The organism is Micromonospora sp. WMMC273, assembly GCF_027460285.1.
GTDB lineage: Bacteria > Actinomycetota > Actinomycetes > Mycobacteriales > Micromonosporaceae > Micromonospora > Micromonospora aurantiaca.
Genome location: NZ_JAPZBE010000001.1, coordinates 4,428,380 through 4,451,392, shown reverse-complemented (window position 1 = coordinate 4,451,392; position 23,013 = coordinate 4,428,380). Strand labels below are relative to the sequence as shown.

Sequence of the window (23,013 nt, the reverse complement as noted above, 5' to 3'; positions counted from 1 at the left end):
GGCAGAACCCGGGGGTACGCCGGCCGCCTCCGGTCCGGACGGGTGGGACCGGGACGACCGGCGTACGTCAGGACGTGGCCGGGCTGACGCCGTCGAGCAGCTCGGCGAGCCGGGCTGCGGTGGTCGGGGCGTGCAGGTGCAGCCGCGCCACGTTGATGCTGTCCGTGCCGATCACGGCGAGCAGCGCCTCTCCGTTGATCGCGTACACGCTGAGGTAGCCGCCCGCGTTGCGTACCGTGGACTGCTGGAAGTCGCCCTGCCCCAACCGTGACCCGACCTGGCGGCCGAGCCCGTACGTGGTGGCGGCGAGCGCAGCCAGGTCGTCCGGGTCGGCGCCGTTCTGCAGGTTGTGCGTGACGAGCAGGCCGTCGACGCCGCCGAGGACGCATCCGTGCACGCCGGGGATCTGCAGCCGCAGCGCGGAGAGTTCCTGGGCGATGGCCGGGTACGGCAGCGCCGGGTTTCCGGCCAGCGACTGTGGAAGCGCCCGGGGTGGCGGCAGGGTGCCGGCCTGGGGGCGCGTACGGCGGGGGAGGTCGTCCACCCGGCTCACAGTTCCAGGCTCTCCTCGATCGTGCGCAGTTGGTGTCTGGCCATTGCGAGGTTGGCCCGGCTCTTGCTCACCATCAGGTAGAGGAACAGGCCCTTGCCGGTGCGGTTGCTCAGCGGGCGGATCAGGTGGTACTGGCTGCCGAGCGTGATCAGGATGTCCTCGATCTCGTCGTCGAGCTTGAGCATCTCGATGGTGCGCAGCTTGGCGCGTACGACGTCGGTGTTGCCGGCGGCGGCGACCGTCAGGTCGATCTCGCCGGTGCCCCCGGCGACGCCGAGGGTCATGCCACTGGTGTAGTCGACGAGCGCGGCCCCGATCGCGCCGTCGATGTTCATCGCGTTCTTCAGCGCGATGTCAAGGTTGCCCACGATTTTCTCTCCCCAGCTCGGGTCGCTGTCCGCCGGAGCGGGCGGGCAGCGGGTGCGGTCCGTCGAGGCTCGCATATGGAGACGCGAGGTGCACACGGGCCACCGGTGATCCACCTGAGCGGGCCCTCCCGGACCGGCCGCCGGTCCCGGCGAAGGGACCGCGCCGTCCATTACTTGTCGCCGTCTGTCCCGGTAAGACGGTGCATCCACGCTATGTAGAGATCCGATAGAGTGCGCCCGTGCGACTCACCATTCCGGTGGCGAAGGTGCTCTCGGCGCTGCTCGCCGAGCCCGAGGCGCCGCGCTACGGCCTCGACCTGATGCGGCTCACCGGCCTGCCCAGCGGGACGCTCTACCCGGTGCTGCACCGCCTTCAGGCGGCGGGCTGGCTCGCCGCCGACTGGGAGGACGTCGACCCGGCCGCCGCCGGCCGCCCGGCCCGCCGCTACTACCGCCTCACCGGCGAGGGCATCCGCTCGGCCCGGTCGGCGCTGAGCGAGCTGCGTGCCCTCGTACCCGCCGAACCTGCCGGCCCGGACCTGGTCTGGGCGCCGGTGTGGTGACCCGGCCGCTGGGGCGTACCGCAGGGGTGTTGCTGGTCGCGCCGCCAGCCTGCGTCGCGGTCCTCGTGCTCGCGGGCGCGGTGATGGGCGTGGCCCACGGGTGGCTGGAGATGCGCGTGCCGTGGGCCGCCGCCGCGCAGTTGCCGGCCTGGTCGGCGCTCACCGCGCTGCTCGGCACGGCGCTCGCGATCGTCGTCACCCGGGCCGCGCGCCGGACCGTACGCGTGGGGGCGCTGCCCACCGCGCTCGGCGTGGCGCTGCCGGTCGCCGCGACGGTGACCGCGACGCTCGCGCTGCTCGCCGCCCGGGGCGAGAGCCGGGTGTGGGAGACGGTGCCCGGGCTGCTGCTCTGGCTGGCGCTGCTGGTCCCGGCGCTCTGGGCCGCCGGGGCGCTGGCGCGCCGGGGCCGGGTCCGCCTCGCGTGGCTGGCCGGTCTGCTCGGCGCGCTGGTGGCGGCCGACGCGGCGGTGGTGCTCGCGGTGGTCACCTCGGTCCCGGCCACCGCACCCGTGGCCGACGGTCTGCCGCCGGACGCGGTGGACCGGATCTCCGCGCCGCTCTGGCTGTTCACCTGCTGGACCGACTCGTCGTTCGGGCTGCCCCGGCCGACCGGGTGGGAACGGTTCCGCATCACCGACCGGGTGCTCGTCGAGCCGCTGTTCTACCTGGCCTGCACGCCCTACGCCGTGGCGTACGCGATGGCGGCGGCCCGCCCGGCGCCCGCCGCCGTACCCGGTCCGGAGCCCGTCCCGGCACCCGCCTGAGCGTCAGGCGTTCCAGCTCAGCGCCCGCCCGGCCCGCTCGTAGTGCCGGGCCAGCTCGGCGTCGATCCGCGCGGCCCGCGCCTCGGTGAGCGTCACCGCCGGGTCCTGCCAGGGCCGCGCGCCGAGCATCCGGTGCCGCAGACCGGTCGGCGGGTGGGCGGCGAACAGCGAGGCGTCCTCCCGGACGGTGAGCTGCCGTTCCAGCGACAGCCGCTGCGCCGCGGCGTCCAGCGCGCGTCCCGTCTCCACCCGCCAGGTGTCCGGCCCGTGGCCGCCGCGTACCGCGTTGCGCACGGCGGTGGCCACCGAGTCGGTCCGCAGCGTCGTGTCCAGCAGCCGGGTCGCGCCCGCCGTGCCGCCGGCGCGGGCGGCCATCTCGTCGGCCAGGTACTCGGCCCGCTGGCTCTCCCGCAGCGCGGTCGCGACCAGCACCACGTGCCCGGCGAACAGCAGCCGCGACAGCGTCCAGGACGCCAGGTGGCCGAGCCACTCGCCGACCATCACCAGCAGGCCGCCGCCGTCGGACCCGCCCCGCGGCCGGAACAGGTCGGCGGCGTTGCCGAGCATGGTCAGCGCCGGCTGGGTCACCGGCCCCCGGCGTACGTCGCCGTTGACGAAGTGGCCCAGCTCGTGGCCCAGCAACGCGACCCGCGCCGGTCCGTCCAGGGCGCCCCACAGCGGCAGCCCGAGGCCGAGCACGCGCCGCCGGCGCAGCCCCACCGACGTCGCGTAGGCGTTGATGGCGCCGTCGACGCCGATCACGTGCGGCATCGGCGCGCCCACCGCCGTCGCCACCTCCCGGACCAGTGCGTGCAGCTCCGGCGCCTCCCGCTCGGTGAGCACGTCCAGGTCCCGGTCGAGCCGGCCGAAACGCGGCCGCAGCGCCACCGCGAGCGCGATCAGCGCCACGCCGCCGACCACCGCGAGGTTCGGGAATGGGTACGCGAACAGCAGCCACACCCCGGCCACCGCGATCCCCGCCACCCCGAGCAGGAGCAGCACCGAGATGCCGGCGACGAGAACGCCGGTGAACCCGGGCCCGGTCGGCTCCAGCGACCGGCCGAGCAGCGCGGCGTACTGCCGGCGGGTGAGCCGCGCGGCGAGCCGGTGGGTCCGCCGGTCGACCCAGGACCAGCCGAACTCCGGCGGCTGCCGGCGCGCGTCGTAGGTGTCGAGGTTCCAGTCGCAGCCGGCGCACCAGGGCAACGCCCCGTCCAGCGACACCGGCGTCGCGCCGCATCGCGGACAGGCCCCCGTGCCCGTCGTCGTGGTGATCACGAGCGCCGATCCTGTCCGTTCCCCACCGGCGCCGGTACCGGCCGTTCGGACGAGTGCGGGCATCTCCGAGTCTTCCGCCGTTCCCCGCCACAACCGCCCCGACCAGGTCTAATGTGGAGAAGGCCGTGACTATTTGTGCCGTTCCGGTGGCGGCCGGGCGGTTCCCGGTGCACAGTGATCGCATGAGCGACGACGGAAGTGGTGGGCACTACTACTGGTGCACGCGACACCACCGGGTCGAGACCGATGCCGACGTGTGCCCCGCCAAGCACGTTCTCGGACCGTACGCCTCAGCCGCCGACGCGGACAACGCCCTGCAGACAGTGCGGGAGCGTAACGACGCGTGGGACGCCGAGGACGCCCGTTGGGCCGGGGAGGGCCGCTAGACGGCGCGGGAGGGCCCGCGTCGAGGTGATCCGTGCTCCGCGAGGGCGAGAGCACGTCCCCAGGAAAGGGAACCGAGATGGCCGAAGCACAGCAGGCCACCCGCCCGGCCGCGAAACGGACGACCGCGAAGAGGACCGCCGCGGGCAGGACGACGACGGTCACCAAGGCGTCGCCGAACGCCTCGGGCGCCGGCGCCGGGCGGACACCGGCGAAGAAGGCGGCGGCCAAGAAGGCGGCCGCCAGGAAGGTCGTGTCGGCGGCGCGCAAGGCGCCGGCCACCAAGACCACTACCAGCAGGACGACGGCGAAGAAGACCGCGGCTCGTACGGCGCCGGCCGGCCGGGCCGCCGCCAAGACCGCGCCGGCGAAGAAGACCACCGCGAAGAAGACGACAGCCGTCAAGAAGACGGCGGCGGCGAAGAAGACCACGGCGGCCAAGAAGACCACGGCGGCGAAGAAGACCACCGCGGCCCGGAAGACCACGACGGCCCGGACCACCGCCACCGCGAAGAAGGCGCCGGCCCGCAAGACGACTGCGGCGAAGAAGACGACGACGGCGGCCAAGAAGACCACCGGCGCGCGGAAGGTCACCGCGGCGGCGAAGAAGACCACCGCGGCGGCGAAGAAGGCGCCCGCGAAGAAGACCACCGCCTCGACGCGTCCCACGGCGCGCAAGGCGGCGGCGAAGAAGGCGCCCGCGCGCAAGACCACCACCGCCCGCAAGACCACCTCGGCGGCGAAGAAGACCACCGCCGCGAAGAAGGCGCCGGCCCGCAAGAGCACCGCCGCCAAGAGCACCACCGCACGTAAGGCGCCGGCCCGCCGCGCCTGACGCCGCGGACACCGCTCCCTCCCGGGGAGCGGAACGTGCGGGGCGCTGTCAGGATTGACCGCGTGGTGATCCGACGCGTACTGGCGCCCCGTATCGACTTCGGCGCGCTGCGCCGCGAGCTGGGACTGCCCGAGAGCTTCCCGGCCGCGGCGCAGCGCGAGGCCGACCTGGCGGCCGCCGCGCCGCCGCCCGCCGTCGCCGACCGGACCGACATCCCGTTCGTCACCGTCGACCCGGCGACCTCGCGCGACCTCGACCAGGCCATGCACCTCACCCGCCGTCCCGGCGGCGGCTACCGCGTCCGGTACGCGATAGCTGACGTCCTGACCCACGTACGCCTCGGCGGTGACCTGGAGGCCGAGACGTGGCGCCGGGGGCAGACGGTCTACCTGCCCGACGGCAACGTGCCGCTGCACCCGCACACGCTCAGCGAAGGAGCGGCCAGTCTGCTGCCCGACGCCGACCGGGCCGCCGTGCTCTGGACCGTCGACCTGGACGCCGACGGCGGCACCGTGGCGGTCACGCTGGAGCGGGCGCTGGTGCGCAGCCGGGCCAAGCTCGACTACGGCGGCGTGCAGCGCGACGCCGACACGGGCCGGCTGCCCGAGCCGATCGCCCTGCTGCCCGAGGTCGGCGCGCTGCTCACCGCGCGGGGCCTGAGCCGGGGCGCGATCAACCTGCCGCTGCCGGAGCAGGACGTCGAGCCCGACGGCGACGGGTGGCGGCTGGTGCTGCGCGGCCCCGGCCCGATGGAGGAGCACAACGCGCAGATCTCGCTGCTGACCGGGATGGCCGCCGCCGACATCATGCTGGGCGGCCGGATCGGGCTGCTCCGCACCATGCCCCGGCCCCGGCCCGAGGCGGTCGAGCGGCTGCGGCTCGCCGCCGACCCGCTCGGCGTGCCCTGGCCGGACGGCACCCCGGTGGGTCAGGTGCTCGACGGGCTGGACACCTCCCAGCCCCGGGTCGCGGCCTTCGTCGACCAGGCCGCCGAGCTGATGCGCGGCGCCGCGTACACCGCATTCGACGGGGAGCTGCCCGAGCAGCCCGAGCACGGCGGGGTGGCGGCCGCGTACGCGCACGTCACGGCACCGCTGCGCCGGCTGGCCGACCGCTACGCCACCGAGGTCTGCCTGGCGCTGCACGAGGGCCGCGAGGTGCCCGAGCAGGTCCGGGCCGCGCTGCCGAAACTGCCCGAGGTGATGGCCGCGACCGACCGCACCGCGGGCGCCGCCACCCGTGGCGCGGTGGAGCTGGCCGAGGCGGTGCTGCTCGCGCACCGGGTGGGGGAGACGTTCGAGGCGGCCGTGCTCGACGTGGACGAACCGCGCCCGGCGGGCAACGGCCGCCCCGGCCGTCCGCCCGGCGGCACGATCGCGCTCGACGAGCCGCCGGTGCGCGCCCGCTGCACCGGTGAGCTGCCGCTTGGCGAACGCGTCCGGGTACGCCTCACCGCCGCCGACCCGGCCCAGCGCCGGGTCGCCTTCGAACGGGCGTGACCAGCGCGGCGATTGTCACAGCATCGGGATGCACCGCACGCGGTCCCGCTTTGCGAGGATGAGCGCATGGCTTACGACGCGACCACGCTGCCCGACGTCTCCGGGCTGACCGTCGGCATCATCGGTGGCACCGGCGACCAGGGGCGGGGTCTCGCCTACCGGTTCGCCCGGGCCGGGCAGACCGTGCTGATCGGCTCCCGCACCGCGGAGCGGGCCACCCAGGCCGCCGCCGAGATCGCCGCGCTGCCCGGGATCCCGGACGGCGCTCTGGTCTCCGGCGGGGACAACGAGGACGTCGCCCGGCGCAGCGACGTGGTGATCGTCGCGGTGCCGTGGGACGGGCACGCGGCCACCGTCGCCGCGCTCGCCGGACCGCTGGCCGGCAAGATCGTGGTGGACTGCGTCAACCCGCTCGGCTTCGACAAGCAGGGCCCGTACGCGCTCGCGGTCGCCGAGGGCAGCGCCGTGCAGCAGGCCGCCGCGCTGCTGCCCGAGTCCCGGGTCTGCGCCGCGTTCAACCACGTCAGCGCGCCGCTGCTGGCCGACCCGGAGATCGACCGGATCGACCTGGACGTGCTGATCTGCACCGAGGACCGGGAACTCGTGGGCGTGGTCGGCGCGCTGGCCGCGCGGATCCCCGGCATGCGGGGCATCTACGCCGGGCGGCTGCGCAACGCCCACCAGATCGAGGCGTTCACCGCGAACCTGATCGCGATCAACAAGCGCTACAAGGCGCACGCCGGCATCCGGGTCACCGACCTCTGACGAGCGCGGCGGGAACCGGCCGGCGCCGGCTCCCGCCGTACCCACCTCAGAACGTGTGCTCGGCCGCCGGGAACTCGCCGTCGCGCACCTCGTCGGCGAACCGCCGGGTGGCGTCGGTCAGCGCGCCCGCCAGGTCGGCGTACCGCTTCACGAAGCGCGGCGCCCGGCCGGTCCGCAACCCGGCCATGTCCTGCCAGACCAGCACCTGCCCGTCGGTGTCCGGGCCGGCCCCGATGCCGACGGTGGGGATGGGCAGCTCGGCGGTGACCCGCTTGGCCACCTCGCCCGGCACCATCTCCAGCACCACCGCGAACGCGCCCGCCTCGGCCACCGCCCGCGCGTCGGCGAGCACCTCCTCGGCGGCCTCGCCCCGGCCCTGCACCCGGTAGCCGCCGAGCGTGTGCTCGCTCTGCGGGGTGAAGCCGATGTGCGCCATCACCGGGATGCCGGCGTCGGTGATCGCCTCGATCTGGGCGGCGCAGCGCCGCCCGCCCTCCAGCTTCACCGCGTGGCAGCCGCCCTCCTTCATGAACCGCACCGCGGTGCGCAGCGCCTGCGCCGGCCCCTCCTCGTACGAGCCGAACGGCAGGTCACCGACGATCAGCGAGTGCTTCGTGGCGCGGACCACGGCGCGCACCAGCGGCAGCAGCTCCTCGGCGGTCACCGGCAGCGTGGTCTCGTAGCCGAAGACGTTGTTCGCCGCCGAGTCGCCGACCAGCAGCACCGGGATCCCCGCCTGGTCGAAGATCGAGGCCGTGTACTGGTCGTACGAGGTCAGCATCGCCCACCGCTCGCCGCGCTCCTTGGCGGCGATCAGGTCGCGGGTGCGTACCCGCCGGGTGGCCGGCCCGCCGTAGAGGGCGGTCACCTCGGCCGGGGTGGACTCCACCATGACAATCTCCTTCCTCGAGGCCGCGCACGCGGTCCCCGGGTTCCCCGCGATCGTCGCACCGGGCGGCGGGCCGCGGGCAGGTCGGAGTGGAGGATGTCACTCCCCGGCCGGGGAAGGGGTCAGCCGTCCTCGCGCCACCGGTTGGTGATCGGCAGCCGCCGGTCCCGCCCGAACGCCTTCATGGAGATCTTGGTGCCGGGCGCGGACTGCCGCCGCTTGTACTCGGCGGTATCCACCATCCGCAGCACCTTGTCCACCACGGCCGGGTCGTGGCCGGACTCGACCAGGCCGTCGCGGCCCAGGTCGCCGTCGACGTAGCCGATCAGGATCGGGTCGAGCACGTCGTAGTCGGGCAGCGTGTCGCTGTCGAGCTGGCCGGGGCTCAGCTCGGCCGACGGCGGCTTGCCGATCGAGTTCTCCGGGATCGGCGGCGTCTGCCCGCGCCGCGCCGCGTCCGCGTTGCGCCACTTCGCCAGCCGCCACACCAGCGTCTTCCAGACGTCCTTGACCGGGTTGTAGCCGCCCACCGAGTCGCCGTAGAGCGTCGAGTAGCCCACCGCCAGCTCGCTCTTGTTGCCGGTGGTGAGCACCAGGTGGCCCTCCTGGTTCGACAGCGCCATCAGGATCACGCCGCGTACCCGGGCCTGGAGGTTCTCCACCGCCACCCCGGACAGCGACATGTTCGCCAGGAACGTGTCCACCATCGGCTGGATCGGCTCGACCCGGTAGTCCAGGCCGGTGCGCTTCGCCAGGTCCTCGGCGTCGGTGCGGGAGTGCTCGGATGAGTGCTGGCTGGGCATCGAGACGCCGACGACCCGCTCCGGGCCGACCGCGTCCACCGCGATGGCCGCCGCCACCGCCGAGTCGATGCCGCCGGACAGGCCGAGCACCACCGAGGGGAAGCGGTTCTTGTCGACGTAGTCGCGCAGGCCCAGCACCAGCGCGTGCCACACCTCGGCCTCGTCGGCGACCGGCTCGATGATGCCGCCGTCCGCAGCCGGTCCGGCCGGCGCGGCCGGGATCGCCGGGATGTCGTGGCGGGCCACGCGCATCCCGTCGCTCAGCGCGCCGGTCCCGCCGGGCGCACCTGCCGCCGCCGGCAGCTCCAGGTCGTGCACCAGCAGGTGCTCGACGAACTGCGGCGCCCGGGTCAGCAGCGTGCCGTCCGCGGCGACGATCATCGAGTCGCCGTCGTAGACCAGCTCGTCCTGGCCGCCGACCATGTTCACGTACGCGATGGCGGCACCGGCCTCGGCGGCGCGCCGGCGGACCAGCGGCAGCCGCACGTCGTCCTTGTTCAGCTCGTACGGCGAGCCGTTGATGCTCAGCACCAGCCCGACGCCGGCCTCCCGGGCCACCGCGAACGGGCCGCCGGCCTGCCACAGGTCCTCGCAGATGGTCAGCGCCACGTCCACCCCGCCGACGCGCACCACTGTCAGCGTGTCGCCGGGGACGAAGTAGCGGTCCTCGTCGAAGACGCCGTAGTTGGGCAGGTGGTGCTTGAAGTAGGTCGCCACCACCTCGCCCCGGTGCAGTACCGCCGCCGCGTTGCGGGCGCCCTTGCCCGGCTGGGCGTCGGAGCTGACCTGCGGGGGGCCGTCCGCGTCCAGGTAGCCGACCACCACCGGCAGCTCACCGAGACCGTCGGCGGCCAGGTCGGCGGCGAGCCGGTGCAGCGCGGCGCGGGACGCGGCCACGAACGAGCGGCGGAACACCAGGTCCTCGACCGGGTAACCGGTGAGCATCAGCTCGGGGAACAGGACGAGCTGGGCGCCGGCCTCGGCGGCCTGACGGGTCCACGAACGGACCAGGCCGGCGTTGCCGGCGAGATCGCCTACCGTCGGGTTGACCTGGCACAGGGCGAGACGCAGGGTGGGCATGCCTCCATCTTCCCCCAGCCGTCCGGGCCGAATCCGACAGGTCGCGGGATACCGGTGGCGGCCCCCGAGCGCATCCCGGCGGGCCGGACACGGCGGGACGGCCGGCCGGGGAGGGCGTAACGTCGGCGTAACGAGCCCGGTGGAGACTGGGCGGTCAGGCCGGGCCGGCCCGACCGGTGCGGACGTACGTGTCACGAGGGGTGGAAGTGGACCGTCAGCAGGAGTTCGTCCTCCGCACGCTGGAAGAGCGGGACATCCGTTTCGTCCGGCTGTGGTTCACCGATGTGCTCGGCACGCTCAAGAGCGTCTCGGTGGCCCCGGCGGAGCTGGAGGCGGCCTTCGACGAGGGCATCGGGTTCGACGGCTCCGCGATCGAGGGCTTCGCCCGGGTCTTCGAGTCGGACATGGTGGCCATGCCGGACCCGACCACGTTCCAGGTCTTCCCGTTCGAGGGCGGCGTCAGCGGCGAGAGCGCCCGGATGTTCTGCGACATCTCGCTGCCCGACGGCAGCCCTTCCTGGGCCGACCCGCGGCACGTGCTGCGCCGGATGCTCTCCCGCGCCGCCGACAAGGGCTTCACCTTTTACACCCACCCGGAGATCGAGTTCTTCCTGCTGGAGAACGGTCCGCAGGACGGCTCGGTGCCCGTCCCGGTGGACACCGGCGGCTACTTCGAGCACACCACGCACGCCGTCGCGCGGGACTTCCGCCGCCAGGCCGTGCTGGCGCTCGAGCGGATCGGCATCTCGGTGGAGTACAGCCACCACGAGGTCGCCCCCGGCCAGCAGGAGATCGACCTGCGCTACGCCGACGCGCTCACCACCGCCGACAACATCATGACGTTCCGGCACGTGGTGAAGGAGGTCGCGCTCTCCACCGGCGTGCAGGCCAGCTTCATGCCGAAGCCGTTCACCGACCAGCCGGGCAGTGGCATGCACACGCACCTGTCGCTGTTCGAGGGGGAGCGCAACGCGTTCCACGACGCCGGCGACCCGATGAAGCTGTCCAAGGTCGCGAAGTCGTTCATCGCCGGGCTGCTCACCCACGCCCGGGAGTACACCGCCGTCACCAACCAGTGGGTCAACTCGTACAAGCGGCTGTTCCCGCAGGCGCTGCCGGACCGGATCACCGAGAGCCCCGCGTACGTCTGCTGGGGTCACCTGAACCGGTCCGCGCTGGTGCGGGTGCCCGCTTACGGCAAGCCGAACTCGGCCCGGGTCGAGGTCCGCTCGCTGGACTCCGCGACCAACCCCTACCTCGCGTTCGCGGTGATGCTCGGCGCCGGCCTCAAGGGCATCGAGGAGGGCTACGAGCTGCCCCCGGGCGCCGAGGACGACGTCTGGTCGCTGAGCAGCGCCGAGCGCCGGGCCATGGGGTACGAGGCGCTGCCGGAGAACCTGGCCGAGGCGATCGACGTGATGGCCGGTTCCGAGCTGGTGGCCGAGGTGCTCGGCGAGCACGTCTTCGACTTCTTCCTGCGCAACAAGCGCTCCGAGTGGGAGCAGTACCGCCGCGAGGTCACCCCGTACGAGCGGCAGCGCTACCTCTCGCTCTAGATCACGCTGGCGCGGTGCCGCTATCGTCTGCGGCACCGCCCCGGCACCACCGCCGGGCGGGCGTGAGCCGGGGAGGCGTTGGTGCTGGGAGATCTGCTCGACGGGGCGTGGCAGAGCATCGTGTTCGGGATGGTCGGGGTCGCCCTGATGGCCGCCGGATTCCTGCTCGTCGACCTGCTCACCCCGGGCAAGCTGCGGGAGCTGATCTGGGTGCGCCGCAACGGCAACGCCGCGCTGCTGCTCGCCGCCAACCAGATCGGCATCGCCGGCATCGTCTTCACCGCCGTGCTGACCAGCTACAGCTCGTTCACCAAGGGGCTCGCGTCCACCGTGGTGTTCGGGCTGGTCGGCCTGCTGGTGATGGCGGTGGCCTTCCTGGTGCTGGACCTGCTCACGCCGGGCAAGCTGGGCGACGTCATCGCCGCCGACGAGCCGCACCCGGCCGCCAAGGTCAGCGCCGCCACCCACTTCGGCGCCGCGCTGATCGTCTGCGCCTGCATCGCCTGAGGGGTGTCGTACCCCCGGGTTAGCGTCCGGGGGTGAACCGCACCGACCGCCTCTACGCCCTGGTCGAGGAGCTGCGGGCGGTGTCGCCGCGCCCGCGCAGCGCGAGCTGGCTGGCCCGCCGCTTCGAGGTGAGCACCCGCACCGTCGAGCGCGACATCTCCGCGTTGCAGGGCGCCGGGGTGCCGATCTGGGCCGAGCCGGGCCGCACCGGCGGTTACGTGGTCGATCGGGCCCGCACGTTGCCGCCGGTCAACCTGACACCGGCCGAGGCGGTGGCGATGGCCGTCGCGCTGCACCGGCTCGGCGGCTCACCGTTCGCCCCGGCGGCGGGCGCCGCGCTGCGCAAGCTGGTCGCGGTGATGCCGCCGGCCGCTGTCGCCGAGGCGCACCAGCTCGCCGGCCGGGTGCACCTGGTCGGGGACGGGCCGGGCACGCCCGTCCCGGCCGCCGTCGCCGACGCGGTCGCCGCCGGGCGGGTGCTGCGCCTGCGGTACGCCGACCGCGGCGGCGCCGATTCGGCGCGCGACGTGGAGCCGCTGGCCTACCTGGGCAACTCGGTGCACTGGTACCTGGTCGCCTGGTGCCGGCTGCGCGACGGTGTGCGCTGCTTCCGCACCGACCGGATCGTGTCGGTGCATCCGCTGGCCGAGCCGGTGACCCGGGAGTGGCGTCCCGGCGACCTCGACGTGCCGGTCGACCGGGTGCGCCCGCTCACCCTGGTCTGATCCGGGTGGAAACACCGACAGGACGTTGTCGTGGCCCGGTACGAGGCTGAATCCTGACGACGCCGGCCGACCGCCGGCGCGAACGAGGAGGAAGCATGTCCAGCACGCCCGTGACCTGGTTCGAGATCGGCTCCGACCGCCCGGACGAGGCGCAGCGGTTCTACACCGAACTGTTCGGCTGGAGTTTCGAGCAGGGCGGCCCGGGCGGGTCGTACCGGCAGACGACGGCCGGTGGTGAGCCGGGGATCGGCGGCGCGATCCGGGGCACCGACGACGGCAACTACGCGACCTTCTACGCCCAGGTGGCCGACGTGGCGGAGACCTGCCGCCGGGCCGAGGAGGCCGGCGGCGCCGTACTGACCGCACCGATGACCACGCCGGCCGGCCTGGTGCGCGCCACGCTGCGTGACCCGTCGGGCAATCTGTTCGGCGTCTTCACCCCGCCCGCCGAGGGCTGACAGTACGTCGGGTGTGGTCGTCGTCGGGACTGCCGTACCGGAACGGCTTGGTGGCGGTGCCCGTTCGGGCACCGCCACCGGGGGTGGCCCCGCTCAGCTCCGGCCAGGAGGAGGGAACGGCCGGTGAGGGGCGGCGGGGCCACCGCGTCACTTGCCGCCCTGGCCCTCCTGCTCGGCCTCGGCGCCCTGGTCGGCCTTGTCGCCGCCCTTGCCGTGGTGGCCGGGCCGGCCGTCGTGGCCGCCCTTGCCCGGGCCCGGGAACACGCCCGCCTCGGCGGCCTTGAGCACCGCGTCGGCCTGCTCCTGGGTGAGCTTGCCGTCGGTGACGGCCTGGTCCAGCCGCTCCTTCAGCGCGGCCTGCCGGTCCTCGGTCGACGGCCGCTCCGGCCGCTCCGGACGGTCGCCCTGGCGCTGCTCGTGCAGCTTCTCCAGCGCCGCGGTGACCTTGTCGGTCGGGACGCCCAGCTCCTCGGCGAGCGCCTCGGCGAACTCGGCCTGCCGGTCGGCGTGCTTCTGGCGGCGGTCGTCACCCTGGTCGGTGGTGCTGCTGGCGCTCGAAGACGGGTTCGGGCTCTTGTCGTCGGCGAGCGCCACCGTCGGGGCGGCGATCCCGACGCCGAGCACACCGGCGGCGGCCAGGCCGGCCAGCAGGTGCTTCTTCGACATCGTGCGGATCATGCGATTCTCCTGTTCGGTGGTGGTGCGATGACGTCACCGACAGTGGTCGCCGGAACTGAGGGCAACCCGTGGCGAACCTGTCAGCGAGCTGGCAATCCCGTCCGAAAGGCCCGAATTATTCGTGTTGCCGGTGCGCCGTAGCGCCCGCGAGGCTGGGCGAAACCCGACGAAAGGCCACTCGATGACACAGCCCGCCATCCGTGAGATCCCGCTCACCGGACCGGGCTCCGGCCCGTACTCGATCACGGTCGGGTCCGACGGCGCGCTCTGGCTGGCGCTGGCCGGCTCCGGCGGCGTCGCCCGGCTCGGTCTCGACGGTGCGGTACGGACCTACCGCGACGACCCGCCCGGCAGCCGCCCGCTGATCATCGTCGGCGGCCCCGACGGCGCGCTCTGGTACACCCGCTCGGGCGACGACCGGCTCGGCCGGATCACCGTCGACGGCGAGACCGGCTCGGTGCCGCTGCCGCCCGGCTGCGGCCCCTGCGGGCTGGCGGTGGGCGCGGACGGCGCGCTCTGGTACGCCGGGATGAGCGACGACACGGTCGGCCGGGTGAGCGTCGACGGGGAGGTGGCGTCCTTCCCGCTGCCGGTCGACAAGGGTTTCCCGTCGATGCTGGCGGCCGGCCCGGACGACGCGCTCTGGCTCACGCTCAACCAGGCGAACGCGGTCGCCCGGGTGGACCTGGACGGGAAGGTGGCAGTGCATCCGCTGCCCACCGAGGCGGCCGGGCCGGTCGGCATCACCCGCGGTGGCGACGGCGCGCTCTGGTTCGTCGAGATCGTCGCCGGGCAGCTCGGCCGGATCACGCCGGACGGGCGGATCGACGAGTTCCCGCTGCCGGATCGGGCGGCGCGCCCGCACGCGATCGTCGCCGACCCGGCCGGTGGCTGCTGGTTCACCGAGTGGGGCGCCAACCGCATCGGCCACATCGACCCCGACGGCCACATCACCGCCCACGCCCTGCCGACCCCGGCGTCCGAACCCCACGGCCTCACGGTCACCCCCGACGGCGCGGTCTGGGTCGCCCTGGAGATCGGCGCCGTGGCCCACCTGACCCCGCCCGCCTCGCTCACGCCGCGCTGATCACGCCGCCCCGGCCGCGTTGATCATGAAGTTAGTGGCAGTTGTGGATCTCCAGACCGCCGCTAACTTCATGATCGTCGGGTCGGGTCGGGTCGGGTCGGGTCGGGTGGGGTGGGGCGGTGCCGGGCCGGGTGGGGCGGCGGGCGTCAGCTGACGGCGGCGGTGGCCGTCAGGGTGCCTGTGGTGGCGTCGAGCAGGGCGGGGGTGCCTACCGGGACGGTGAGCTGGTTGGGGCCGTGGCCGATCGGCAGGCCGCCCAGGACCGGCACGCCCAGGTCGCCCAGCCGGTCGGTGAGCACGTCCACGACTGTGGTGTCCCAGCCGTCGGCGCACTCGGTGAACTGGCCGACCGCCACCCCGGCGATACCGTCCAGCGCACCGCAGCGGCGCAGGTGGGTGAGCATCCGGTCGATCTTGTACGGCGGTTCCTGCACCTCCTCGACCAGCAGGATCGCCCCGGTCAGGTCGGGCATGTCCGGCGTGCCGACGGAGGCGGTGATCAGGCACAGGTTGCCACCGATCAGCCGGCCCTCGGCCCGCCCGGGCACCCGCACCGGGTACGTCTCCTCCGCCTCGGCCGCCGCCACCGTCACCGGTTCAGTGCTGGTCAGCGCGGCGTGCAGCGACTCCGCCGAGCGGACCGGCGTGCGCTCGTCCCGCCACGCGGCGCCCGGCCCGTGCACCCCGGCCAGGCGGGCGCCCCGCCACAGCGCGAACTGCAACGCGGTGATGTCGGAGAACCCGGCCACCACCTTCGGATCCCGGCGTACCGCGGCCATGTCGATCAGGTCGACCACCCGCTGCGCGCCGTAGCCGCCCCGGGTGCAGATCACCCCGCGGATCTCCGGGTCGGCGAACGCCGCGTTCAGGTCCGCGGCCCGCAGCGCGTCGTCGCCGGCCAGGTAACCCCGCCTGGCGTACGCGTTGGGCGCGGGCACCGGCCGCAGCCCCCACCCGGTGAGCAGCTCGATGCCGCGGGCCACCCGTTCGGGACGGGTCGGCCCGGACGGGGACACCAGCATCACCGCGTCGCCGGGACGCAGGGCCGGTGGGCGCAGGCAGTCGTCAGGCACGATCGGAGCCTAGGGCCTGCCGGACCGTGCTCTGTCGGCCGCACCGGTTAGCCTCGACGTCGTGGCGACCGCGCTGGTGATCGAGAACGACCCGACCGACGACCTCCGCCGCCTGGGGGAGTGGCTCACCGAAGGGGGCCTTGAGCTGCGCGTGCTGCGTCCGCACGCCGGTGACCCGCTCCCCGACGACCTGGAGGGGTACGCCGCGCTCGTGGTGCTCGGCGGCGACCAGCAGGCATACCCGGGGTCCGACGGCGCTCCGGGCGCACCCTGGTTCCCGGCGCTGGAAGGGCTGCTGCGCAAGGCGGTCCGCAAGCGCGTGCCCACGCTGGCGGTCTGCCTCGGCGCGCAACTGCTCGCCACCGCGCACGCCGGCCGGGTCGAACGCAGCCCGTCCGGCCCGGAGGTCGGGCCGGCGCTCGTCGGGCGGCGCGACGCCGCCGAGGACGACCCCCTGTTCCGGTACGTGCCGCTGATGCCCGACGTGCTCCAGTGGCACGCCGACGAGATCACCGAGCTGCCGCACGGCGCGACGCTGCTCGCCGCGTCCACCCGCTACCCGCACCAGGCGTTCCGCCTCGGCGACCGGGCCTGGGGGCTGCAGTTCCACATCGAGTGCGACACCGCGATGATCGCCGAGTGGTCCCGCGACTCGGCCGTGCTGGCCGAGCTGGGCTACGACCCCGAGCTGGTGGTGGCCGCCTGCGACCGGGTGATGGCCGACGTCGAGGAGGCGTGGCAGCCGTTCGCGATCCGGTTCGCCGCACTCGCGCTCGGCGAACTCGGCGACGACAACCCGCGCCGCAGCCTGCCGCTGCTCGGGGCCTGACGGTGACCCGGCCGGCCCGCGGGCGCCTGGCCCGCTACGGATTCGCCGAGGGTGACGGCGCCACCCGCGCCGCCGACCTGCTCGGCCCGGACGGGCTCGCCCTGTGGCGGCCCGACACCCAGGAACCCGCCGACGAACGCGCCGCCGAGCTGCTCGGCGCGCTGTCCCGGGCCGCCGACCCGGACCTGGCCCTGCGTCAGCTGCACCGGCTGGTCGAGTCCGAGCGGCGCTCCGGCGACGAGGTGGCCGTACGCGACGCCCTGGCCGCCGACCCCGGGCTGCGCCGCCGGCTGATCGCGGTGCTCGGCGCGTCCTCCGCGCTCGGTGACCACCTGGTCGCCAATCCCGGGCAGTGGGCGGTGCTGGCGACCGAGCCGGACGGGCTCGCCCCCACCGCGGACGGCCGGCTCGACCTGAGTGTCGCCGCCCGGCTCACCACCATGACCGGCGCGGTTCCGCTGCTGCGGCAGGCGTACCGACTCGCGCTGCTGCGGATCGCGGCGGCCGACCTGACCGGCGGGCGTGGCCTGGAACAGACCATGGCGGCGCTGTCCGGGCTGGCCGACGCCACGTTGGCCGCCGCCTACGACATCGCCGCCGACGAACTCCCAGAGGGCACGCCGCGTCCCCGCCTGGCAGTCGTGGCGATGGGCAAGTGCGGTGGCGACGAGCTGAACTACGTCTCCGACGTCGACGTCATCTTCGTCTCCGCCACCGACGACGACCTGCCCGCCGCGACCCAGATCGCCACCCGGCTGATCCAGATCTGCGGGCTGGTGGCCTGGCCGGTCGACGCGGCGCTGCGGCCCGAGGGCAACCGGGGGCCGCTGGTCCGCACGCTCGCCAGCCACCTCGCCTACTACAAGCGCTGGGCGCGCACCTGGGAGTTCCAGGCGCTGCTCAAGGCCCGCCCGGCCGCCGGTGACCTGGAGCTCGCAAAGGAGTGGATCGACGAGCTGGCCCCGCTCGTGTGGACCGCCGCCGAACGCCCCGAGGCGGTCGAGGACGTCCGGTCCATGCGCCGCAAGATCCTCGACAACGTGCCGCCCAAGGAGCTGGAACGCGAGATCAAGCGCGGTCCGGGCGGGCTGCGCGACATCGAGTTCGCCGTCCAGCTGCTCCAGCTCGTGCACGGCCGGGGCGACGAGTCGCTGCGGGTGCCCGGCACCGTGCCGGCGCTGCGCGCGCTCGTCGCCGGCGGCTACGTGGGCCGCGCCGACGGGGAGGCGTTGCTGCGCGGCTACCGCTTCCTGCGCGCCGTCGAGCACCGGCTCCAGCTCCAGGCTCTGCGCCGCACCCACACCGTGCCGACCGAACCGGCCGCGCTGCGCTGGCTCGCCGCCGCGCTCGGCTACGTGGCCACGCCGGGCCGCAGCGCCGTCGAGGAGTTCCGCGCCGAGTGGGTCACCCACGCCACCGAGGTACGCCGGCTGCACGCCAAACTGCTCTACCGGCCGCTGCTCGAATCCGTGGCCCGCGTACCGGCCGAAGGGTTGCGCCTCACGCCCGAGGCGGCCCGGCACCGGCTGGAGGTGCTCGGCTTCGCCGACCCGGCCGGCGCGCTGCGGCACCTGCAGGCGCTCACCGGCGGCGTCAGCCGTACCGCCGCCATCCAGCGCACGCTGCTGCCGGTGCTGCTCGACGAGTTCGCCGACGCCCCCGAACCGGACCGCGGTCTGCTCAACTACCGGCAGGTCTCCGACAAGCTCGGCAGCACCCCCTGGTACCTGCGCCTGCTGCGCGACTCCGGCCCGGTCGCGCGCCGGCTGGCCCGGGTGCTGTCGTCGTCCCGGTACGCGGCCGACATGCTGGCCCGCGAACCGGAGGCGCTGCGGCTGCTCGCCGAGGACAGCGAACTGACCCCGCGTCCACGGGAGACCCTCGTCGAGGGCTTCGCCGCCGCTGCCGCCCGCCACGACGACCCGGTCGAGGCGATCCGGGCGGTCCGCGCGCTGCGCCGCCGGGAACTGGTCCGGATCGCCGCCGCCGACGTGCTCAGCCACGCCGGCTCGCTCGCACCGCTCACCTCGCGCCCGGTCGGCGGCGGGGAACGCCGGCCCACTGTGGTGGACGTGACTGCCGTCGGCACCGCGTTGTCGCACGTCGCCGACGCCACGCTGGCCGCCGCGCTGCGCGCCGCCCGTACCGTCCACCCCGGACCGCCCGGCCTGCGCTTCGCGGTGATCGGCATGGGCCGGCTCGGCGGGTACGAGTCGAACTACCTCTCCGACGCCGACGTGCTGTTCGTCTACGACCCGCCGCCCGGGGTGGAGGAGAGCGCGGCGAGCGCCGCCGCACAGGCCATCGCCGAGGAACTGCGCCGGCTGCTGTCCGCACCCGCCCCCGACCCGCCGCTCGGCGTCGACGCCGACCTGCGCCCCGAGGGCCGGCAGGGTCCGCTGGTTCGCAGCCTGGCCGCGTACGCGCAGTACTACGCGCGCTGGTCCCGGGTGTGGGAGGCGCAGGCGCTGCTGCGGGCCCGGTTCGTCTGCGGCGACGCCGACCTGGGCGCCGAGTTCGAGGCCATGATCGAGCCGGTGCGCTACCCGGCCGAAGGGCTGAGCCGCGAGCAGGTGGTGGAGATCCGCCGGATCAAGGCGCGGGTGGAGACCGAGCGGCTGCCCCGCGGTGCCGACCCGGCCACCCACACCAAGCTCGGCCGGGGCGGGCTGGCCGACGTCGAGTGGGCGGTGCAGTTGCTCCAGCTGCGGTACGCCGGTCAGGTGCCCGCCCTGCGCGGCACCCGTACGCTGGACGCCCTTGCCGCCGCCCGCGACGCCGGGCTGCTCGACCCGTCAGACGCCGCCGAGCTGGCGGCCGGCTGGACGCTCGCCGCCGAGGTGCGCGACGCGTTGATGCTGGTACGCGGCCGGGCCGGGGACCAGTTGCCCCGGCACGGGGTGGAGCTGGCCGGTGTGGTGCGGCTGCTGGGGCGGGAGGACCAGGGCGAGTTCCTCGACGAGTACCTGCGCACCGGCCGCCACTCCCGCACAGTCGTCCAGCGAATCCTGGAGTCCCCCCTCTAGCCCTGCCCCTTCCGCCGCGCCCTCCCACCCCGCCCTCCGCGCCCCGCACACCGCGCCGCGCGGCGATCTTGCAGTTACGGCCCCGCGCAGGCCGGATAGGCCCGATTTGCCGGGGCGGAAAGCGCAAGATCGCCGCGCTCACGCCGCGCCGCTGAATGCTCATCTCGGCGGGATCGGGATCGGGGGAGGGGACGGTGGGTCAGCTTGTGACGGTGTAGGTGCCGGGTCGGGGGACCGTCACCGTTGTCCACTTGCCGTCTCGGGTGACCTTGGCGTTGTTGGAGGCCGTGAGCCAGGGGGTGTGGCGGACGCGGATCGGGATCGGGCCGGGGGTGGGGGCGCGGAACGTGATCGAGGCGCCGTCCTGGCGGACCAGCTCACCAGGTGCGCCGACCAGCGGGGTGGGGTCGGCGACCGCGTACAGCTTCCAGTGCCGGTCGGACCAGACCTCGGTCAGGTACGGCTGGCCCGTCTCCACCAGCTTCGCCTCCGACGCGCCCACCCAGGAGAACTCGGCGTCGGGCACCGCCACGTACTGCACCGCGTTGTCGGCCAGCCAGTCCCGGTAGGTGATCGGGGTCAGCGGGATGCCGGTGCCGTCCGCGCCGGGCACCGTGGTGAAGAACAGCGGATTGCGGTCGATGTCTGCCTGCCGAAGCCAGCCCCGCGCGAGCGGCACCTCGCCCATGTGGGCCGCCTCCCAGTAGTTGCGGGTCGGCGGCACCTCCACCCGCCCGGTGAGCCCGCGCCGGGCCAGCTCCGCGCGCAGCGGCGCGAAGTACGCCGGGTCGGCCGTCGGGTCATCGGCGCTGCGCAGGTCGGCGGTGACCACCGGCGGCTGCCACCAGCACACCACCGCCAGCAGCGCGGCAAGCCCGACCGCCCCGGCGACCCGGGAGCGCCGACCGGCGGCGCGAAGCCGACCGGACAGCGGGGTGGGGAGCGTCGCGGCGGCGGCCAGCACCGGCAGCGCGAACATCACCACCAGGCGGGTGGCGTTCAGGCCGACCGGCGTGTGCAGCAGCGCCGACGCCAGCACCCCGGCCGCGGACAGCAGCGCGCCCACCCGCACCGGCCGGTACGCGACGAGAGCCGTCACGACCAGGCTCGTCACCACGGCGTGCACGGTGTCGGCAGTGCTGATGTTCATCCAGCCGCCCTCGCCGAACAGCAGTCCGGTCACGGCGAGCGGCGCGGCGGCCGGTACGGCGAGCAGCAGGCCGTCGGCGTACCGGCGGGTCAGCAGCAGCGCGACGCCGGCGAGCCCGACGAACAGCCCGGCCACCGGACTGGCCGCGGAGGCGAGCATCGCGGCGGCACCGGCGGCGACGGCCGCCCAGACGTTCCGGCCGCCACCCGCTGCACCGGCCGGGTCGGCAGCGGCACCGGCGGCGAGGCGGGCGCGGCGGGCGGGGACGGTGAGCGCGAGCAGCGCGGCCAGGCCGAACGCGACGCCCAGGGCGTACGTGACCCGGCCGGACACCAGGTTGCCGGCGATCGTGACCACACCGACCAGGCTGCCCAGCAGTGGTCGGGGCACCCGGGTCCGCACCAGCAGGGCGGCGAACGCGGTGGCGGAGGCGAGTAGGGCGAGCGCGCCGGTGACGCGTACCCCGAGCAGCGCCATCAGCGGCGGCGAGACGAGGCTGTAGCCCCACGGGTGCACGCCGCCGTACCAGCGCAGGTCGACCAGGGCGGCCCCGTGGTCGGCGAAGAAGCCGGCGCGGGCGGCCTGCGCGGACAGGTCCGAGCCGGTGGCCGGCAGCGTGAGGTAGAGCACGCATAGGACGAGCGCCGACACGGCGGAGACCGCCACCACCCGACCGCCCCGCATGCCCACCTCCTGATCGCGAACCACCGTACTGGCAGCATGTCGGACGTGCCTCACCACCTCTCGCGCTGGATCGGCCTGGCGGGTTCGGTGCTGCTCGCCGTGGCCGCGTACCTCGGTGGCGCCCTGCCCGACGGCGAGTTGCGTCCCACCCCGGTCAGCATCTGGCAGGGCCCGAACGGGCCGCTGATCATCGGGTTGTGGCTGGTCGGCACCGGGCTGCTGGCGTGGGCCTGGTGGTCGCTGCGGGACAGCGTGCCGTCGGCCCGCTGGGTGCTGGTCACCGTGGCCCTGTGGCTGCTGCCGATGCTCGTCGCGCCGCCGCTGGGCAGCCGGGACGTGTACGCGTACGCGTGTCAGGGCGCCAGCTTCTCGGCCGGGATCAACCCCTACGAGCAGGGCGTGTCAGCGTTGCCGTGCCCCTGGCTGGACACCATCTCCTACATCTGGCGGGACACCCCGGCACCGTACGGTCCGCTGTTCGTGCTGCTCGCCGGCGCGGTGGTGGAGGCCACCGGCTCGCTGCTCGGCGCCGTCGTGCTGTTCCGGGCGCTCGCCGTGGCCGGGGTGGCGCTCACCGCGTGGGCGCTGCCGGTGCTGGCCCGCCGCTGCGGGGTGCCGCCGCAGCGGGCGCTCTGGCTGGCGCTGGCGAGCCCGCTGGTGCCCGTGCACCTGGTCTCCGGCGCGCACAACGACGCGCTGATGATCGGCCTGCTCGTGGCCGGGCTGGCGGTGGTCGCGGCCCGTCCGGGCCGGCCCGGGCCGCTGCTCGCCGGCGGGGCGCTGCTCGGACTCGCCGCCGCCGTCAAGGTCACCGCGCTGGTCGTGATGCCGTTCGCCGCGCTGGCCGCGATCGTCGGGGCGTACCGGATCAGGACGCTCGTGCGCGACGGCGGGTGGGTGGTCGGCGGCTCGCTCGCGGCGCTCGCCGCGGTGACCGTCGCGTCCGGCCTGGGGCTGGGGTTCGTCAGCGGGCTGGAGCAGGGCGGGCTGGTGGTGGCGTGGACGTCGCCGCCGACGGCGGTGGGGCAGACGGTGGGCTACCTGCTGGCGCCGTTCGGCGTGCACGTCGACGCGCTGCCGGTGACCCGGGCGATCGGCATGGTCGTGCTGGTCGCCGTGCTGATCTGGCTCTGGTTCCGGTCGTTCCGTCGCGGTGAACCGTTCTGGCACGCCGGGCTGGCTCTCACCGCCACCGTCGCGCTCTCCCCGCTGTTCCACCCCTGGTACTGGCTGTGGCCGCTTGCGGTGCTCGCCGCCACCGCGCACCGCACGCTCTGGTTCTCGATCGTCACAGTGGTGTCGTCGTTCCTGGTGCTGGCCGACGGCACCGGGCTGGCCCGGTACTCCAAGATGCCCGGTGCGCCGCTGATGACCCTGTTCGTGATCGGGCTGGTCGTGTGGTTGGTACGGTCGGCTCGCCAGGGCCGGCAGCCGGTTCCCGTGGACTGAGGAGTGTGCC

The 23,013-nt window shown here is 74.5% G+C and carries 22 protein-coding genes; 14 read left to right on the top strand and 8 right to left on the bottom strand.

Going from position 1 to position 23,013, the window contains the following annotated elements; genetic code table 11:
• Nucleotides 1-67: 67 nt before the first annotated feature.
• Together O7611_RS20430 and O7611_RS20425 are read right to left on the bottom strand one after the other, a co-directional pair.
• Nucleotides 68-553, bottom strand: coding sequence for a roadblock/LC7 domain-containing protein (locus O7611_RS20430; RefSeq protein ID WP_269697402.1), 486 nt, complete (start codon nt 551-553; stop codon nt 68-70).
• Complete coding sequence (locus tag O7611_RS20425; protein WP_013287772.1) at nt 550-921, bottom strand: hypothetical protein; 372 nt, start codon at nt 919-921, stop codon at nt 550-552. The genes O7611_RS20430 and O7611_RS20425 overlap by 4 nt, the downstream gene beginning before the upstream one ends.
• 239 nt (nt 922-1,160) lie before the next feature.
• Here O7611_RS20425 and O7611_RS20420 point away from each other — a divergent pair, with 239 nt between their 5' ends.
• Complete coding sequence (locus tag O7611_RS20420) at nt 1,161-1,484, top strand: PadR family transcriptional regulator (RefSeq protein WP_269697401.1); 324 nt, start codon at nt 1,161-1,163, stop codon at nt 1,482-1,484.
• Entirely contained in the window at nt 1,481-2,248 is a 768-nt protein-coding gene (locus tag O7611_RS20415) for a hypothetical protein (protein ID WP_269697400.1), read from the top strand. Before O7611_RS20420 ends, O7611_RS20415 begins: the two co-directional genes overlap by 4 nt.
• A gap of 3 nt (nt 2,249-2,251) precedes the next feature.
• On the opposite strand, the gene O7611_RS20410 is transcribed toward O7611_RS20415, so the two are convergent.
• Nucleotides 2,252-3,526 (bottom strand): M48 family metallopeptidase, encoded by a 1,275-nt coding sequence (locus O7611_RS20410; protein ID WP_269697399.1) that lies wholly within the window; start codon nt 3,524-3,526, stop codon nt 2,252-2,254.
• 182 nt (nt 3,527-3,708) lie between these two features.
• Here O7611_RS20410 and O7611_RS20405 point away from each other — a divergent pair, with 182 nt between their 5' ends.
• The 4 genes from O7611_RS20405 to npdG all read left to right on the top strand — a co-directional run bounded on the left by O7611_RS20405 (nt 3,709) and on the right by npdG (nt 7,009).
• Nucleotides 3,709-3,912 carry a hypothetical protein gene (locus O7611_RS20405; RefSeq protein WP_030273123.1) on the top strand — a complete coding sequence of 68 codons (204 nt, stop codon included), beginning with the start codon at nt 3,709-3,711 and terminating at the stop codon, nt 3,910-3,912.
• A gap of 77 nt (nt 3,913-3,989) precedes the next feature.
• A complete protein-coding gene (locus O7611_RS20400) occupies nt 3,990-4,745 on the top strand; it encodes a histone (RefSeq protein ID WP_269697398.1) in 756 nt (251 codons plus the stop codon).
• 62 nt (nt 4,746-4,807) lie between these two features.
• The gene (locus O7611_RS20395) at nt 4,808-6,244 is read left to right on the top strand and encodes an RNB domain-containing ribonuclease (RefSeq protein WP_269697397.1); all 1,437 of its coding nucleotides are present in this window, start codon (nt 4,808-4,810) and stop codon (nt 6,242-6,244) included.
• 66 nt (nt 6,245-6,310) lie between these two features.
• Nucleotides 6,311-7,009, top strand: a complete 699-nt coding sequence (gene npdG, locus O7611_RS20390) for an NADPH-dependent F420 reductase (RefSeq protein ID WP_194801103.1) — start codon at nt 6,311-6,313, stop codon at nt 7,007-7,009.
• A 46-nt stretch (nt 7,010-7,055) separates the two neighbouring features.
• Here the strand turns inward: npdG and panB are convergent, their stop codons facing one another.
• Nucleotides 7,056-7,901, bottom strand: a complete 846-nt coding sequence (panB, locus tag O7611_RS20385; protein ID WP_269697396.1) for a 3-methyl-2-oxobutanoate hydroxymethyltransferase — start codon at nt 7,899-7,901, stop codon at nt 7,056-7,058.
• Nucleotides 7,902-8,020: 119 nt separating this feature from the next.
• Nucleotides 8,021-9,781, bottom strand: coding sequence for an NAD+ synthase (locus O7611_RS20380; protein ID WP_194801105.1), 1,761 nt, complete (start codon nt 9,779-9,781; stop codon nt 8,021-8,023).
• Nucleotides 9,782-9,987: 206 nt separating this feature from the next.
• Between O7611_RS20380 and glnA the strand changes: the two genes are divergently transcribed.
• The 4 genes from glnA to O7611_RS20360 all read left to right on the top strand — a co-directional run bounded on the left by glnA (nt 9,988) and on the right by O7611_RS20360 (nt 13,027).
• Complete coding sequence (gene glnA / locus O7611_RS20375; protein WP_194801106.1) at nt 9,988-11,337, top strand: type I glutamate--ammonia ligase; 1,350 nt, start codon at nt 9,988-9,990, stop codon at nt 11,335-11,337.
• An 81-nt stretch (nt 11,338-11,418) separates the two neighbouring features.
• On the top strand, nt 11,419-11,844 hold the full coding sequence (locus O7611_RS20370) for a DUF350 domain-containing protein (protein WP_269697395.1): 426 nt from the start codon (nt 11,419-11,421) through the stop codon (nt 11,842-11,844).
• Between the two features lie 32 nt (nt 11,845-11,876).
• Nucleotides 11,877-12,569, top strand: a complete 693-nt coding sequence (locus tag O7611_RS20365; protein WP_269697394.1) for a helix-turn-helix transcriptional regulator — start codon at nt 11,877-11,879, stop codon at nt 12,567-12,569.
• A gap of 95 nt (nt 12,570-12,664) precedes the next feature.
• A complete protein-coding gene (locus tag O7611_RS20360; protein WP_194801109.1) occupies nt 12,665-13,027 on the top strand; it encodes a VOC family protein in 363 nt (120 codons plus the stop codon).
• A gap of 147 nt (nt 13,028-13,174) precedes the next feature.
• Here O7611_RS20360 and O7611_RS20355 read toward each other — a convergent pair whose 3' ends face one another.
• Complete coding sequence (locus tag O7611_RS20355) at nt 13,175-13,705, bottom strand: hypothetical protein (RefSeq protein WP_194801110.1); 531 nt, start codon at nt 13,703-13,705, stop codon at nt 13,175-13,177.
• A gap of 181 nt (nt 13,706-13,886) precedes the next feature.
• On the opposite strand from O7611_RS20355, the gene O7611_RS20350 reads away from it, so the two are divergent.
• Nucleotides 13,887-14,792 (top strand): Vgb family protein, encoded by a 906-nt coding sequence (locus O7611_RS20350; protein ID WP_194801111.1) that lies wholly within the window; start codon nt 13,887-13,889, stop codon nt 14,790-14,792.
• A gap of 146 nt (nt 14,793-14,938) precedes the next feature.
• On the opposite strand, the gene O7611_RS20345 is transcribed toward O7611_RS20350, so the two are convergent.
• Nucleotides 14,939-15,814 carry a S66 peptidase family protein gene (locus O7611_RS20345; RefSeq protein WP_228532215.1) on the bottom strand — a complete coding sequence of 292 codons (876 nt, stop codon included), beginning with the start codon at nt 15,812-15,814 and terminating at the stop codon, nt 14,939-14,941.
• A gap of 112 nt (nt 15,815-15,926) precedes the next feature.
• Between O7611_RS20345 and O7611_RS20340 the strand changes: the two genes are divergently transcribed.
• Both O7611_RS20340 and O7611_RS20335 read left to right on the top strand, forming a co-directional pair.
• Nucleotides 15,927-16,694 (top strand): type 1 glutamine amidotransferase, encoded by a 768-nt coding sequence (locus O7611_RS20340; protein WP_194801112.1) that lies wholly within the window; start codon nt 15,927-15,929, stop codon nt 16,692-16,694.
• A gap of 2 nt (nt 16,695-16,696) precedes the next feature.
• The gene (locus O7611_RS20335; protein WP_194801113.1) at nt 16,697-19,720 is read left to right on the top strand and encodes a bifunctional [glutamine synthetase] adenylyltransferase/[glutamine synthetase]-adenylyl-L-tyrosine phosphorylase; all 3,024 of its coding nucleotides are present in this window, start codon (nt 16,697-16,699) and stop codon (nt 19,718-19,720) included.
• Nucleotides 19,721-19,919: 199 nt separating this feature from the next.
• On the opposite strand, the gene O7611_RS20330 is transcribed toward O7611_RS20335, so the two are convergent.
• A complete protein-coding gene (locus O7611_RS20330) occupies nt 19,920-21,554 on the bottom strand; it encodes a hypothetical protein (RefSeq protein WP_269697393.1) in 1,635 nt (544 codons plus the stop codon).
• Nucleotides 21,555-21,590: 36 nt separating this feature from the next.
• On the opposite strand from O7611_RS20330, the gene mptB reads away from it, so the two are divergent.
• On the top strand, nt 21,591-23,003 hold the full coding sequence (gene mptB / locus O7611_RS20325; protein WP_269697392.1) for a polyprenol phosphomannose-dependent alpha 1,6 mannosyltransferase MptB: 1,413 nt from the start codon (nt 21,591-21,593) through the stop codon (nt 23,001-23,003).
• The last annotated feature ends 10 nt before the right edge of the window (nt 23,004-23,013 follow it).